27 protein-coding genes are annotated in these 13,473 nt (G+C 40.7%); 26 read left to right on the top strand and 1 reads right to left on the bottom strand.

Going from position 1 to position 13,473, the window contains the following annotated elements; all coding sequences use genetic code 11:
* The first annotated feature begins 10 nt into the window (after nt 1-10).
* The 26 genes from rplD (at nt 11) to rplQ (ending at nt 12,756) form a co-directional block, all read left to right on the top strand.
* The gene (rplD, locus tag HMPREF3279_RS00555; RefSeq protein WP_005695085.1) at nt 11-613 is read left to right on the top strand and encodes a 50S ribosomal protein L4; all 603 of its coding nucleotides are present in this window, start codon (nt 11-13) and stop codon (nt 611-613) included.
* Nucleotides 610-909, top strand: coding sequence for a 50S ribosomal protein L23 (gene rplW, locus HMPREF3279_RS00550; protein WP_005632756.1), 300 nt, complete (start codon nt 610-612; stop codon nt 907-909). Before rplD ends, rplW begins: the two co-directional genes overlap by 4 nt.
* Nucleotides 910-926: 17 nt before the next feature.
* The gene (gene rplB / locus HMPREF3279_RS00545) at nt 927-1,748 is read left to right on the top strand and encodes a 50S ribosomal protein L2 (RefSeq protein ID WP_005640979.1); all 822 of its coding nucleotides are present in this window, start codon (nt 927-929) and stop codon (nt 1,746-1,748) included.
* 24 nt (nt 1,749-1,772) lie between these two features.
* Nucleotides 1,773-2,048 carry a 30S ribosomal protein S19 gene (gene rpsS / locus HMPREF3279_RS00540; protein ID WP_005539416.1) on the top strand — a complete coding sequence of 92 codons (276 nt, stop codon included), beginning with the start codon at nt 1,773-1,775 and terminating at the stop codon, nt 2,046-2,048.
* An 11-nt stretch (nt 2,049-2,059) separates the two neighbouring features.
* Nucleotides 2,060-2,392: a 50S ribosomal protein L22 gene (gene rplV / locus HMPREF3279_RS00535; RefSeq protein ID WP_005625897.1), complete on the top strand. Its 333-nt coding sequence runs from the start codon at nt 2,060-2,062 to the stop codon at nt 2,390-2,392.
* Nucleotides 2,393-2,409: 17 nt separating this feature from the next.
* Nucleotides 2,410-3,117 carry a 30S ribosomal protein S3 gene (gene rpsC / locus HMPREF3279_RS00530; RefSeq protein WP_005640982.1) on the top strand — a complete coding sequence of 236 codons (708 nt, stop codon included), beginning with the start codon at nt 2,410-2,412 and terminating at the stop codon, nt 3,115-3,117.
* 13 nt (nt 3,118-3,130) lie between these two features.
* On the top strand, nt 3,131-3,541 hold the full coding sequence (gene rplP, locus HMPREF3279_RS00525; RefSeq protein ID WP_005695088.1) for a 50S ribosomal protein L16: 411 nt from the start codon (nt 3,131-3,133) through the stop codon (nt 3,539-3,541).
* Nucleotides 3,541-3,732: a 50S ribosomal protein L29 gene (gene rpmC / locus HMPREF3279_RS00520; protein ID WP_005695090.1), complete on the top strand. Its 192-nt coding sequence runs from the start codon at nt 3,541-3,543 to the stop codon at nt 3,730-3,732. The genes rplP and rpmC overlap by 1 nt, the downstream gene beginning before the upstream one ends.
* Nucleotides 3,732-3,989, top strand: coding sequence for a 30S ribosomal protein S17 (gene rpsQ, locus HMPREF3279_RS00515; RefSeq protein ID WP_005695091.1), 258 nt, complete (start codon nt 3,732-3,734; stop codon nt 3,987-3,989). Before rpmC ends, rpsQ begins: the two co-directional genes overlap by 1 nt.
* Before the next feature lie 237 nt (nt 3,990-4,226).
* The gene (gene rplN, locus HMPREF3279_RS00510; protein WP_005619403.1) at nt 4,227-4,598 is read left to right on the top strand and encodes a 50S ribosomal protein L14; all 372 of its coding nucleotides are present in this window, start codon (nt 4,227-4,229) and stop codon (nt 4,596-4,598) included.
* A gap of 13 nt (nt 4,599-4,611) precedes the next feature.
* Complete coding sequence (gene rplX / locus HMPREF3279_RS00505; protein WP_005695092.1) at nt 4,612-4,923, top strand: 50S ribosomal protein L24; 312 nt, start codon at nt 4,612-4,614, stop codon at nt 4,921-4,923.
* A 17-nt stretch (nt 4,924-4,940) separates the two neighbouring features.
* Complete coding sequence (rplE, locus tag HMPREF3279_RS00500) at nt 4,941-5,480, top strand: 50S ribosomal protein L5 (protein WP_005695093.1); 540 nt, start codon at nt 4,941-4,943, stop codon at nt 5,478-5,480.
* A gap of 11 nt (nt 5,481-5,491) precedes the next feature.
* Nucleotides 5,492-5,797, top strand: coding sequence for a 30S ribosomal protein S14 (rpsN, locus tag HMPREF3279_RS00495; protein WP_005695094.1), 306 nt, complete (start codon nt 5,492-5,494; stop codon nt 5,795-5,797).
* A 36-nt stretch (nt 5,798-5,833) separates the two neighbouring features.
* Nucleotides 5,834-6,226 (top strand): 30S ribosomal protein S8, encoded by a 393-nt coding sequence (gene rpsH / locus HMPREF3279_RS00490; RefSeq protein WP_005625877.1) that lies wholly within the window; start codon nt 5,834-5,836, stop codon nt 6,224-6,226.
* A 15-nt stretch (nt 6,227-6,241) separates the two neighbouring features.
* A complete protein-coding gene (rplF, locus tag HMPREF3279_RS00485; RefSeq protein WP_005698881.1) occupies nt 6,242-6,775 on the top strand; it encodes a 50S ribosomal protein L6 in 534 nt (177 codons plus the stop codon).
* Between the two features lie 13 nt (nt 6,776-6,788).
* Nucleotides 6,789-7,142: a 50S ribosomal protein L18 gene (rplR, locus tag HMPREF3279_RS00480; RefSeq protein WP_005695097.1), complete on the top strand. Its 354-nt coding sequence runs from the start codon at nt 6,789-6,791 to the stop codon at nt 7,140-7,142.
* Between the two features lie 14 nt (nt 7,143-7,156).
* On the top strand, nt 7,157-7,657 hold the full coding sequence (rpsE, locus tag HMPREF3279_RS00475; protein WP_070867734.1) for a 30S ribosomal protein S5: 501 nt from the start codon (nt 7,157-7,159) through the stop codon (nt 7,655-7,657).
* Nucleotides 7,658-7,663: 6 nt separating this feature from the next.
* The gene (rpmD, locus tag HMPREF3279_RS00470; protein ID WP_005543631.1) at nt 7,664-7,843 is read left to right on the top strand and encodes a 50S ribosomal protein L30; all 180 of its coding nucleotides are present in this window, start codon (nt 7,664-7,666) and stop codon (nt 7,841-7,843) included.
* Nucleotides 7,844-7,847: 4 nt separating this feature from the next.
* Nucleotides 7,848-8,282, top strand: coding sequence for a 50S ribosomal protein L15 (gene rplO, locus HMPREF3279_RS00465; RefSeq protein ID WP_005695100.1), 435 nt, complete (start codon nt 7,848-7,850; stop codon nt 8,280-8,282).
* A 7-nt stretch (nt 8,283-8,289) separates the two neighbouring features.
* Nucleotides 8,290-9,615, top strand: a complete 1,326-nt coding sequence (gene secY, locus HMPREF3279_RS00460; RefSeq protein WP_005695101.1) for a preprotein translocase subunit SecY — start codon at nt 8,290-8,292, stop codon at nt 9,613-9,615.
* A 28-nt stretch (nt 9,616-9,643) separates the two neighbouring features.
* Nucleotides 9,644-9,757 carry a 50S ribosomal protein L36 gene (gene rpmJ / locus HMPREF3279_RS00455; RefSeq protein WP_005625868.1) on the top strand — a complete coding sequence of 38 codons (114 nt, stop codon included), beginning with the start codon at nt 9,644-9,646 and terminating at the stop codon, nt 9,755-9,757.
* 141 nt (nt 9,758-9,898) lie between these two features.
* Nucleotides 9,899-10,255 (top strand): 30S ribosomal protein S13, encoded by a 357-nt coding sequence (gene rpsM / locus HMPREF3279_RS00450; RefSeq protein ID WP_005548758.1) that lies wholly within the window; start codon nt 9,899-9,901, stop codon nt 10,253-10,255.
* Between the two features lie 16 nt (nt 10,256-10,271).
* Nucleotides 10,272-10,661: a 30S ribosomal protein S11 gene (gene rpsK, locus HMPREF3279_RS00445; protein WP_005543603.1), complete on the top strand. Its 390-nt coding sequence runs from the start codon at nt 10,272-10,274 to the stop codon at nt 10,659-10,661.
* 29 nt (nt 10,662-10,690) lie between these two features.
* Nucleotides 10,691-11,311: a 30S ribosomal protein S4 gene (gene rpsD / locus HMPREF3279_RS00440; protein ID WP_005625866.1), complete on the top strand. Its 621-nt coding sequence runs from the start codon at nt 10,691-10,693 to the stop codon at nt 11,309-11,311.
* A gap of 31 nt (nt 11,312-11,342) precedes the next feature.
* Entirely contained in the window at nt 11,343-12,332 is a 990-nt protein-coding gene (locus tag HMPREF3279_RS00435; protein WP_005695102.1) for a DNA-directed RNA polymerase subunit alpha, read from the top strand.
* 40 nt (nt 12,333-12,372) lie between these two features.
* Complete coding sequence (gene rplQ, locus HMPREF3279_RS00430) at nt 12,373-12,756, top strand: 50S ribosomal protein L17 (RefSeq protein WP_005695104.1); 384 nt, start codon at nt 12,373-12,375, stop codon at nt 12,754-12,756.
* Between the two features lie 56 nt (nt 12,757-12,812).
* Here rplQ and rluA read toward each other — a convergent pair whose 3' ends face one another.
* Nucleotides 12,813-13,472: a bifunctional tRNA pseudouridine(32) synthase/23S rRNA pseudouridine(746) synthase RluA gene (rluA, locus tag HMPREF3279_RS00425; protein ID WP_070867733.1), complete on the bottom strand. Its 660-nt coding sequence runs from the start codon at nt 13,470-13,472 to the stop codon at nt 12,813-12,815.
* Between the last annotated feature and the right edge of the window lies 1 nt (nt 13,473).

The following is a 13,473-nucleotide window of genomic DNA, read 5'->3' as shown; positions in this document are numbered from 1 at the left end:
GGAGATAGAGATGGAATTACAAGTTGTAGGTGCAAACGCACTAACTGTTTCTGAAACTACCTTCGGACGTGAGTTTAACGAAGCTTTGATTCACCAAGTTGTTGTTGCTTATGCAGCAGGTGCTCGTCAAGGTACTCGTGCGCAAAAAACTCGTGCTGAAGTGTCTGGTTCAGGTAAAAAACCTTGGCGTCAAAAAGGTACAGGTCGTGCTCGTTCTGGTGATATCAAATCACCAATCTGGCGTTCTGGTGGTACAACCTTCGCGGCTAAACCACAAGATCACAGCCAAAAAGTGAACAAGAAAATGTACCGTGGTGCTATCAAAAGCATTCTTTCTGAATTAGTTCGTCAAGACCGTTTGGTTGTTGTTGAAAAATTCGAATTAGATGCACCAAAAACTAAAGTATTAGTACAAAAATTAAAAGATTTAGCAGTTGAAGATGCGTTAATTATCACAGCAAGTTTAGATGAAAATCTATTCTTAGCGGCACGTAACTTATATAAAGTTGATGTACGTGATGTTCAAGGTATCGATCCAGTTAGCTTAATCGCTTTCGATAAAGTGATTGTTACTGTTGACGCTGTGAAACAAATTGAGGAGATCCTAGCATGAGTCAAGAACGTTTGCTAAGCGTGCTACGTGCACCGCACATCTCTGAAAAAGCAACTAACAATGCTGAAAAATCTAACACTGTTGTACTTAAAGTTGCTTTAGATGCGAACAAAGCTGAAATTGCTGCTGCTGTTGCTCAATTATTTGAAGTAAAAGTTGACTCAGTTCGTACTGTGGTTGTTAAAGGTAAAACTAAACGCCGTGGTAACAAAATGGGTCGTCGCAGCGACTGGAAAAAAGCTTATGTAACTTTAGCCGAAGGCCAAAACTTGGACTTCGTGGACAGTGCAGAGTAATCGGAGGAAATTAGAGAATGGCTATCGTTAAATGTAAGCCGACCTCCGCTGGTCGTCGTCACGTTGTTAAAATCGTGAACCCTGAATTATACAAGGGTAAACCTTACGCGCCTCTTCTAGATACTAAATCTAAAACTGGTGGTCGTAACAATTATGGTCGTATTACCACTCGCCACATCGGTGGTGGTCATAAACAACATTACCGTTTAATCGATTTCAAACGTAACAAGTTAGATATCCCAGCGGTTGTTGAACGTTTAGAATATGATCCAAACCGTTCAGCTAACATTGCTTTAGTGCTTTATAAAGATGGTGAACGCCGTTATATCTTAGCACCTAAAGGTTTGTCAGTTGGCGATCAAATCCAATCTGGCGTTAACTCACCAATTAAAGTGGGTAACTCATTACCAATGCGTAATATCCCAGTTGGTTCAACAGTACATAACGTTGAATTAAAACCAGGTAAAGGCGGTCAAATCGCTCGTTCTGCTGGTGCTTATGTACAAATCATCGCTCGTGAAGGCAACTACGTAACTTTACGTTTACGTTCAGGCGAAATGCGTAAAGTATTAGCTGAATGTGTTGCTACAATCGGTGAAGTTGGTAACTCAGAACATATGCTTCGCGTATTGGGTAAAGCTGGTGCTAACCGCTGGAGAGGCATTCGCCCTACAGTTCGTGGTACAGCAATGAACCCAGTAGATCACCCACACGGTGGTGGTGAAGGTCGTAACTTTGGTAAACACCCAGTAACTCCTTGGGGCGTTCAAACTAAAGGTAAGAAAACTCGTCACAACAAACGTACTGATAAATATATCGTACGTCGTCGTGGCAAATAATTTAAATTAATAAGAGGATAAGCCATGCCACGTTCTCTCAAGAAAGGTCCTTTCCTTGACCTACACTTGTTGAAGAAGGTAGAGAAGGCGGTGGAAAGCGGGGATAAAAAACCAATCAAAACTTGGTCCCGTCGTTCAATGATCATTCCTTCAATGATCGGATTGACCATCGCAGTCCATAATGGTCGTCAGCACGTTCCTGTTTATGTATCTGATGAAATGATCGGCCATAAATTAGGTGAATTTGCACCGACTCGTACATACCGCGGTCACGCGGCAGATAAGAAAGCTAAGAAATAAGAGGTAAATAGATGGAAACTATCGCAAAACATCGTTACGCTCGCACTTCTGCCCAAAAAGCTCGCTTAGTTGCCGATTTAATTCGTGGTAAAAAAGTTGCGCAAGCATTAGAAATCTTAACTTTTACTAACAAAAAAGCTGCGGCTTTAGTGAAAAAAGTATTAGAGTCTGCTATTGCTAACGCAGAGCATAATGATGGTGCAGATATCGATGATCTTAAAGTTGCTAAAATCTTCGTTGACGAAGGTCCTAGCATGAAACGTGTTATGCCACGTGCTAAAGGTCGTGCAGATCGTATTTTAAAACGTACTAGCCACATCACTGTGGTTGTGTCAGATCGTTAATAAGTAGAGGAATAGCAATGGGTCAAAAAGTAAATCCAAATGGTATTCGCCTAGGTATTGTAAAACCTTGGAACTCTACTTGGTTCGCGAATACACAAGATTTCGCCGACAATCTTGACGGTGACTTCAAAGTACGCAAATTCTTAACTAAAGAATTAGCAAACGCTTCGGTTTCACGTATTACTATTGAGCGTCCAGCGAAAAGTATTCGTGTAACAATTCACACAGCTCGCCCTGGTATCGTTATCGGTAAAAAAGGTGAAGATGTTGAAAAATTACGTAACGCAGTATCTCAAATCGCTGGCGTTCCGGCTCAAATCAACATTGCTGAAGTGAAAAAACCGGAATTAGATGCAAAATTAGTTGCAGACAGCATCGCTTCTCAATTAGAACGTCGTGTAATGTTCCGTCGTGCTATGAAACGTGCGGTACAAAGCGCAATGCGTTTAGGTGCTAAAGGTATCAAAGTTGAAGTTAGCGGTCGTTTAGGTGGTGCAGAAATCGCACGTTCTGAATGGTATCGTGAAGGTCGTGTACCTCTACATACTCTTCGTGCGGACATCGATTATAACACTGCAGAAGCTCATACTACATACGGCGTAATCGGCGTTAAAGTATGGATCTTCAAAGGTGAAATTTTGGGTGGAATGGCTGCAGTTGCGCAATCAGAACAACAACCTGCCGACAAGCCTAAAAAGGCTCCGCGTGGCAAAGGTCGTAAGTAAGGAGAAACGCTAAATGTTGCAACCAAAACGTACAAAATTCCGTAAAGTTCACAAAGGCCGTAACCGTGGTATCGCGGGTGGTACTGAAGTTAGCTTCGGTACATTCGGGTTAAAAGCAGTTGGTCGTGGTCGTTTAACCGCTCGTCAAATTGAAGCGGCTCGTCGTGCAATGACACGTGCAGTTAAACGTCAAGGTAAAATCTGGATCCGTGTTTTCCCAGATAAACCAATTACTGAAAAACCATTAGAAGTCCGTATGGGTAAAGGTAAAGGTAACGTTGAGTACTGGGTAGCCTTAATCCAACCGGGTAAAGTACTTTATGAAATGGATGGTGTGTCAGAAGAGATCGCAAGACAAGCATTTGCATTAGCAGCTGCTAAATTGCCAATCAAGACTACCTTCGTAACTAAGACGGTGATGTAATGAAAGCTCAAGATTTACGTACAAAAAGTGTTGAAGAGCTGAATAATGAATTAGTGAACCTTTTAGGTGAACAATTCAAATTGCGTATGCAAACAGCCACCGGTCAGCTTCAACAAACCCATCAGGCTAAACAAGTGCGCCGTGATATCGCACGTGTTAAAACCATTTTAACTGAGAAGGCGGGTGAGTAATGACTGATAAAATTCGTAGCGTACAAGGTAAAGTTGTTAGCGACAAAATGGAAAAATCTTTCGTTGTTGCTATTGAACGTAAGGTAAAACACCCGTTATACGGTAAATTTATCCGTCGTACAACTAAATTACACGTACACGATGAGAACAACGAAGCCAAATTAGGTGATGTAGTAGAGATTCGCGAATGTCGTCCTCTCTCTAAAACCAAATCTTGGACTTTAGTTCGTGTTGTTGAGAAAGCAGTTATTGCTTAATTAACAAGTTAAAAAATAAAAGCCAATGGTTATGCCGTTGGCTTTTTTCTTTCCAAGACTCGCTAAAAAGTCATAAAATTTGACCGCACTTTAAATACGCTAACTTAAGTATAAAATTTTGATTGCGTTTATAGCTTGATTTTGGTAAACTCCGCCACCTATCCGCCATATATCTTTATAAGGCATGGGTAGGTTCGTCCCGCAAGGGTGTATTATTAACTTAACGGAGCATAAAATATGATCCAAGAACAGACTATGCTGGATGTTGCCGATAACTCTGGTGCTCGCAGCGTAATGTGTATCAAGGTTCTAGGTGGATCGCACCGTCGTTATGCTGCTATTGGTGATATCATCAAAGTTACTGTGAAAGAAGCAATTCCACGCGGTAAAGTTAAAAAAGGTGATGTATTAAAAGCAGTTGTTGTGCGCACCAAGAAGGGTGTTCGTCGCCCAGACGGATCAGTCATTCGCTTCGATGGTAACGCTTGTGTAATTTTAAACAATAACACAGAGCAACCAATCGGTACTCGTATTTTTGGACCGGTGACTCGTGAACTTCGTTCTGAGAAATTCATGAAGATCATTTCTTTGGCACCAGAAGTACTGTAAGGAGAAGTGAGAAATGGCTGCAAAAATTCGTCAAAACGATGAAGTAATCGTACTTGCCGGTAAAGACAAAGGCAAGCGTGGCAAGGTAACTAAAGTGTTACCAAACGGTAAAGTGTTTGTTGAAGGTATTAATATCATCACTAAACATGAAAAACCAGTTCCTGCTTTAGGACAAGCTGGTGGTTTAGTGAAAAAAGAAGCAGCTATCGATGCTTCTAATGTTGCGATTTTCAATCCAAAAACAAACAAAGCTGACCGTGTAGGTTTTAGATTCGAAGACGGCAAAAAAGTACGTTTCTTCAAATCTAACAATGAAATTATCTAACAAACTGGAGTAATGCGATGGCGAAACTGCATGATTACTACAGAGATCAAGTAGTAAACGAGTTAAAAAATAAATTCGGCTACAAATCTGTCATGCAAGTCCCACGAATCGAAAAGATTACCCTGAATATGGGTGTGGGTGAAGCATTGACCGATAAGAAATTGCTAGACAACGCAGTAGCGGACTTAGCAGCAATTAGCGGTCAAAAACCTTTAGTAACTAAAGCTCGTAAATCTGTTGCTGGCTTTAAAATCCGTCAGGGATATCCAATCGGTTGTAAAGTAACACTACGCGGTGAGCGTATGTGGGAGTTCTTTGAACGTTTAATTACAATTGCTGTTCCACGTATTCGTGACTTCCGCGGTTTAAGCGCGAAATCATTTGATGGTCGTGGTAACTACAGCATGGGTGTGCGTGAACAAATCATCTTCCCTGAAATCGATTACGATAAAGTAGATCGTGTACGTGGTTTAGATATCACTATCACAACTACTGCTAAGAATGATGAAGAAGGTCAAGCACTACTTGCTGCCTTTAATTTCCCATTCCGTAAATAAGGCAGGTTATAATGGCAAAACAATCAATGAAAGCACGCGATGTAAAACGCGTTAAATTGGCTGAAAAATTCTTCGCTAAACGTGCAGAATTAAAGAAAATCATTTCTGATGTCAATGCCTCTGACGAAGATCGTTGGAATGCAGTGTTAAAATTACAAACTTTACCACGTGATTCTAGCCCTAGTCGTCAACGTAACCGTTGCCGCCAAACTGGACGTCCTCACGGCGTTTTACGTAAGTTTGGTTTAAGCCGTATTAAGGTTCGTGAAGCTGCTATGCGCGGCGAGATCCCAGGCCTTAGAAAAGCGAGCTGGTAATATACCACTTTATTTTGGAATCGGAGAAAAAGTACAATGAGTATGCAAGATCCAATCGCAGATATGTTGACCCGTATTCGTAACGGTCAAGCTGCGAACAAAGTTGCAATCAATATGCCTTCTTCCAAGCTAAAAGTGGCAATTGCCAACGTATTAGCTGCTGAAGGTTATATCGAAAGCGTTAAAGTTTTAGAAGGTGCAAAACCTGAATTGGAAATTACTTTAAAATATTTCCAAGGCAAACCGGTTGTAGAAAGCATCCAACGTGTAAGCCGTCCTGGTCTTCGTATTTACAAACGTAAAGACGAATTACCAAAAGTTATGGGTGGTTTAGGTGTTGCTGTAATTTCTACATCTAAAGGTGTTATGACTGACCGTGCAGCTCGTCAAGCGGGTTTAGGCGGTGAGATCATCTGTTACGTAGCTTAATAGAGGGGTAGGAAAATGTCTCGTGTTGCAAAGGCACCTGTTAATATTCCTGCCGGCGTTGAAGTTAAACTCGACGGTCAGCTATTAACAGTAAAAGGAAAAAATGGCGAGTTATCTCGCACAATTCATCACTCAGTTGAAGTTAAACAAGATAATGGTCAATTTACTTTCACTCCACGTGAAGGTTTTGTTGAAGCGAATGCTCAATCGGGTACAGCTCGTGCATTAGTTAATGCAATGGTTATCGGTGTTACTGAAGGCTTCACTAAGAAATTACAACTAGTGGGTGTTGGTTACAGAGCTCAAGTTAAAGGCAACGTAGTTGCATTAAGCTTAGGTTTCTCTCACCCTGTGGAGCACACTTTACCAGCAGGTATTACTGCAGAATGCCCTTCACAAACGGAAATCGTTTTAAAAGGTGCTGACAAGCAGTTAATTGGTCAAGTTGCAGCAGATATTCGTGCTTATCGCCGTCCTGAACCTTATAAAGGTAAAGGTGTACGTTACTCTGATGAAGTAGTACGTATGAAAGAGGCTAAGAAGAAATAATTAAGGTAACACTATGGATAAGAAATCAGCTCGTATCCGTCGTGCAGCTCGTGCACGTCATATGATGAGAGAGCAAGGTGTAACTCGTCTAGTTATTCACCGTACTCCGCGTCATATCTACGCACAAGTTATTGCACCAAACGGTTCAGAAGTGCTTGCCGCTGCTTCAACTGTTGAAAAAGCAATTCGTGAGCAAGTTAAATATACCGGTAATAAAGATGCCGCAGCAGTAGTAGGTAAACTTGTTGCTGAGCGCGCATTAGCAAAAGGCGTTAAAGACGTTGCTTTTGACCGTTCCGGTTTTAAATATCATGGTCGTGTCCAAACTTTAGCGGACGCTGCACGTGAAGCTGGTCTACAGTTCTAATGAGGTAAATTGAGATGTCAAACATCGAAAAACAAGTTGGTGAACTGCAAGAGAAGCTAATCGCAGTAAACCGTGTATCAAAAACTGTAAAAGGTGGTCGTATTATGAGCTTTACTGCTTTAACAGTAGTAGGCGATGGTAACGGTCGCGTAGGTTTTGGTTATGGTAAAGCTCGTGAAGTTCCGGCAGCGATCCAAAAAGCGATGGAAAAAGCACGTCGCAATATGATTAATGTCGCTTTAAATGAAGGTACATTACAACACCCAGTTAAAGGTGTTCACACTGGTTCTCGCGTATTTATGCAACCAGCTAGCGAAGGTACAGGTATCATCGCAGGTGGTGCAATGCGTTCAGTGTTAGAAGTTGCTGGTGTACGTAACGTTCTTTCTAAAGCGTATGGTTCAACCAACCCAATCAACGTTGTTCGTGCAACTATTGATGCATTAGCAAATATGAAATCACCAGAAATGGTTGCTGCTAAACGTGGCAAAACCGTTGATGAAATTTTGGGGTAATTGATAATGGCTAAAACTATTAAAGTAACTCAAGTTCGTAGCTCAATTGCTCGTTTACCGAAGCACAAAGCTACCTTGCGTGGTCTTGGTCTTCGCCATATGCACCATACTGTTGAGTTAATCGATACTCCGGCAGTACGTGGTATGATTAACCAAGTTTCATACATGGTTAAAGTGGAGGAGTAAGAGAATGCGTTTAAATACTCTATCTCCGGCTGAAGGTGCTAAGCACAGCGCAAAACGCCTTGGTCGTGGTATTGGTTCAGGTTTAGGGAAAACTGGTGGTCGTGGTCATAAAGGTCAAAAATCTCGTACTGGCGGCGGTGTTCGTCGTGGTTTCGAGGGTGGCCAAATGCCATTATACCGTCGTTTACCAAAATTTGGTTTCACTTCAATGAAATCAGCTGTAACTGCTGAAGTTCGTTTAAACGAATTAACAAAAGTTGAAGGAAATGTTGTCACTTTAGAAGCATTAAAAGCTGCAAACATTTTAACTAAAGATATTCAATTCGCTAAAGTTATCTTAGCGGGTGAAGTGAAATCTGCAGTTACTGTACGTGGTTTACGTGTAACTAAAGGTGCAAAAGCAGCAATCGAAGCTGCTGGCGGTTCAGTTGAGGAATAATTAGCAAATGGCTAAACAACCAGGTTATCAAAGCAGAAGTACTAATAGTGGTACTGGTGAACTAAAAAGCAGATTGCTTTTTGTATTAGGTGCACTTATCGTTTATCGTATTGGTTCTTTTATTCCGCTTCCTGGTATTGATGCCGCCGTGCTAGCTCAATTAGTTGAACAACAAAAAGGCACCATCATTGATATGTTAAACATGTTCTCTGGTGGTGCATTGAGCCGAGCATCAATTTTAGCATTAGGTATCATGCCGTATATCTCGGCATCTATCGTAATGCAATTGCTTGCTACGGTTTCACCTGCTTTAGCAGAATTGAAAAAAGAAGGCGCAGCAGGACAAAGAAAAATCACCAAGTATACTCGTTATGCAACGGTGGTTTTTGCTACTATCCAAGCTATCGCAATTTCTACCGGCTTACCGAATATGTTGCCACAGTTAGTGCCAAATATCGGTTTTACTTTTTACTTCACTGCAGTAGTGAGTCTTGTAACCGGAACCATGTTCTTAATGTGGTTAGGTGAGCAAATTACTGAAAGAGGTATTGGTAACGGTATCTCAATTCTTGTTTTTGGTGGTATTGTTGCAGGATTGCCGCATGCAATCATCGAAACAGTTGAGCAAGCTCGTCAAGGACAAATGCATCCTTTAGTTCTTCTACTAATCGCTGCTATTGTTTTTGCAGTAACTTATTTTGTTGTCTTCGTAGAACGTGGACAACGTAGAATTCGTGTTGAATATGCTAAGCGTCAACAAGGACGTCAAATTTTAGGTGGTCATTCAACTCATTTACCATTAAAAGTTAATATGGCAAACGTAATGCCAGCAATTTTTGCTTCAAGCATTATTTTATTCCCAGCTACATTGACACAATGGTTTGGTCAAAATGATAAGTTTGAGTGGTTAAATGACTTATCAATGTTGTTGAATCCTGGACAACCTTTATATCTTCTTGTTTATGCGGTAGCGATTATTTTCTTCAGTTTCTTTTATACTGCGATGCAATATAATCCACGTGATACAGCAGATAATCTAAAAAAATCTGGTGCATTTATCCCAGGAATTAGACCAGGTGAACAAACATCACGTTACATTGATAAAGTAATGACTCGTTTAACATTAATTGGCGGTCTTTATGTAACGTTCGTATGTTTAGTCCCTTATATTATGACATCAGCATGGGATGTTAAATTCTACTTCGGTGGTACTTCCTTATTAATCGTTGTTGTTGTAATTATGGATTTTATCGTGCAAGTTCAGAGTCACTTAATGTCGTCTCAATATGAATCTGCGTTAAAAAAAGCAAACCTTAAAGGTTTTGGACAGTAATTGTTCATTTAAGTAAAAAGGATAAGCAATGAAAGTTCGTGCTTCCGTTAAGAAGATGTGTCGTAACTGTAAAATTGTTAAACGTGAAGGTGTTGTTCGCGTATTATGCAGCGACCCTAAACATAAACAACGTCAAGGTTAATTAACATTTCTTCTTGCAAAGAACCGGTTGAGTAGTTATACTACTCAACTCATTTATGTCCTTGGTATTCTGTTTGAGTATCCTGAAAACGGGCTTTTCAAGATCAGAATACCAAATTAGTTAAAATAATAGGAGTGCATAGTGGCCCGTATTGCAGGCATTAACATTCCTGATCACAAACACGCTGTAATCGCTTTAACTGCAATTTACGGTATCGGTAAAACTCGTTCAAAAAGCATTTGTGCTGCAGCGGGTATTGCTGAAGATGTTAAGATCAGCGAATTGTCTGAAGAGCAGATTGACAAACTGCGTGACGAAGTTGGTAAATTTACCGTTGAAGGTGACTTACGTCGTGAAGTAACACTAAACATCAAACGTCTTTTAGACTTAGGTTGTTACCGTGGTTTACGTCATCGTCGTAGTTTACCGGTACGTGGTCAACGTACTAAAACTAATGCGCGTACCCGTAAGGGTCCACGTAAGCCGATCAAAAAATAGTCGGGGTAAATAAAGAATGGCTAAAACACCAGTTCGTGCACGTAAACGTGTAAAAAAACAAGTTGTAGATGGCGTAGCACACATTCACGCATCTTTCAATAACACAATCGTTACCATTACTGACCGTCAAGGTAATGCTTTAGCTTGGGCTACAGCAGGTGGTTCAGGTTTCCGTGGTTCTCGTAAATCTACCCCGTTCGCTGCACAAGTTGCTGCAGAACGTTGTGCTGAAATCGTTAAAGAATTCGGCTTAAAGAACTTGGAAGTTATGGTTAAAGGTCCGGGTCCGGGTCGTGAATCAACAATCCGTGCATTAAATGCAGCGGGTTTCCGTATCACGAACATCACTGATGTGACTCCGATCCCTCATAACGGTTGTCGTCCACCGAAAAAACGTCGTGTTTAATGGCGTAATAGGATAGTTGGAGAAAGAAAATGGCAAGATATTTGGGCCCTAAACTCAAGCTCAGCCGTCGTGAAGGCACTGATTTATTCCTTAAATCAGGTGTGCGTGCGATTGATTCAAAATGTAAAATTGATACAGCACCAGGTCAACACGGTGCTCGTAAACCGCGTTTGTCTGACTATGGTAGTCAATTACGTGAAAAACAAAAAGTTCGTCGTATCTATGGTATTTTAGAACGTCAATTCCGTAACTACTATAAAGAAGCAAACCGTTTAAAAGGTAATACTGGTGAAAACTTACTAGTATTATTAGAAGGTAGATTGGATAACGTTGTTTATCGCATGGGATTTGCTGCAACTCGCGCAGAAGCTCGTCAATTAGTGAGCCACAAAGCGATTGTCGTAAATGGTCGTGTTGTAAATATCCCATCTTTCCAAGTTTCTGTAAATGATGTCGTTGCTGTTCGTGAGAAATCTAAAAAACAAGCACGTATTAAAGCATCATTAGAATTAGCAGAACAAAGAGAAAAACCAACTTGGTTAGAAGTTGATTCTGCAAAAATGGAAGGTGTGTTCAAACGTGTTCCTGAACGTTCTGATTTATCAGCAGACATTAACGAACATCTGATCGTTGAGCTTTACTCTAAATAATAGTTAAGCTTAAAAGCAAAGAGAGGATAAAATGCAGGGTTCTGTTACAGAATTTTTAAAGCCACGCTTAGTAGATATCGAGCAAATTAGCTCTACTCATGCTAAGGTGATCTTAGAACCGTTAGAGCGTGGCTTTGGTCATACTCTAGGGAATGCATTACGTCGTATCCTTCTGTCTTCAATGCCAGGTTGTGCTGTAACTGAAGTAGAAATTGATGGCGTACTGCACGAATATAGTAGTAAAGAAGGTGTTCAGGAAGATATTCTTGAAGTTCTTTTAAACCTTAAAGGTCTAGCGGTTAAAGTACAGAATAAAGATGATGTTATTCTGACATTAAATAAATCTGGAATTGGCCCTGTTGTTGCAGCAGATATCACCCACGATGGTGATGTTGAAATTGTTAATCCATCACATGTAATCTGTCACTTAACAGACGAAAACGCATCTATTAATATGCGTATTCGTGTTCAACGTGGTAGAGGTTATGTACCTGCATCTGCTCGTACTCATTCACAAAATGAAGATCGTCCAATTGGTCGTTTATTAGTAGACGCTTGTTATAGTCCGGTTGACCGTATTGCTTACAATGTTGAAGCAGCACGTGTTGAACAACGTACTGACTTAGATAAACTAGTTATCGAGTTAGAAACTAACGGGACTATTGATCCGGAAGAAGCAATTCGTCGTGCAGCAACAATTTTAGCAGAGCAACTCGATGCATTCGTTGATTTGCGTGATGTTCGTCAACCTGAAGTCAAGGAAGAAAAACCGGAATTTGATCCGATTTTATTACGTCCTGTTGATGACTTAGAGTTGACAGTTCGTTCTGCTAACTGTTTGAAAGCAGAAACAATTCACTATATCGGTGACTTAGTACAACGTACAGAAGTTGAGTTATTAAAAACGCCTAATCTTGGTAAGAAATCTCTTACTGAAATTAAAGACGTTCTCGCTTCACGTGGCTTGTCACTTGGTATGCGCCTTGAGAATTGGCCACCAGCAAGTATTGCTGAAGACTAGTTTGGTCATAGGTTAAGATTTTTCTGAGAAGGATAAGATCATGCGCCATCGTAAGAGTGGTCGTCAACTAAACCGTAATAGCAGCCATCGCCAAGCGATGTTCCGTAACTTAGCAAGTGCTTTAGTTAGTCATGAAATCATCAAGACTACTTTACCAAAAGCTAAAGAATTACGTCGTGTAGTTGAACCGTTAATTACATTAGCAAAAGAAGATAGCGTTGCAAACCGTCGTTTAGCATTCGCTCGTACTCGTAACATCGAAACTGTTGCGAAATTATTCAATGAATTAGGTCCACGTTTTGCTCAACGTGCAGGTGGTTACACCCGTATCTTAAAATGTGGTTTCCGTGCAGGTGACAACGCTCCAATGGCATACATTGAGTTAGTTGATCGTCCAGAAGTTGCAGAAGCAGCAGCGGAATAATAATTTGTTATAAAATGAAAAGGCTCACTAATGTGAGCCTTTTTTATATTTCATTTCTAGAATTCAGCTTCAGCTCTGAATGTCATTTTTTCACCTGTGATGGGGTGCGTGATCGTAAGTTCTTCTGCATGTAAGCATAGGCGAGGTGACATCGCTTTAGCTTGTGGGTGAGAATAAAATTTGTCACCTAAAATAGGATGTCCTAGTGCGTGTGTATGTAAACGTAGTTGATGTGAACGTCCTGTGATTGGTGTCAGTTTTACTCGAGTGCAGTTAGTAGGTAATCTTTCTAGAACTTCATAAAACGTGACCGCTCTTTTACCAAATACAAAATCAATGCGTTGACGCGGACGATTTTCCCAATCACAAATCATAGGAAGATTAATTTCCCCACTATCTTGTTCTAAGTGTCCCCACACTAACGCTTGATAATATTTTTTTGGCTCACGTTCACGGAATTGACGTTTCAACTCTTTATCTGCTGCTTTACTCAATGCAAACAGAATAATCCCACTAGTGGCCATATCTAAACGGTGTGCGGGTTCACAAAATCCAAATTTCTCTTTCACCCGGCTCATAGCACTGTCATAGTATTCAGGTTGATTGCCCGGGACTGAAAGTAAACCGCTTGGTTTATTTACCACGCAGATATGATTATCTTGGTAGATAATATCTAAATACGGTTCTAAAGGGGGATGGTATTCAATAAGTGCCATA

It is taken from the genome of Haemophilus sp. HMSC71H05 (assembly GCF_001838635.1).
GTDB classification, from domain to species: domain Bacteria; phylum Pseudomonadota; class Gammaproteobacteria; order Enterobacterales; family Pasteurellaceae; genus Haemophilus_D; species Haemophilus_D parainfluenzae_R.
Note: the sequence above shows the minus strand (reverse complement) of the source record. Positions and strands in the feature narration are given on the sequence as shown.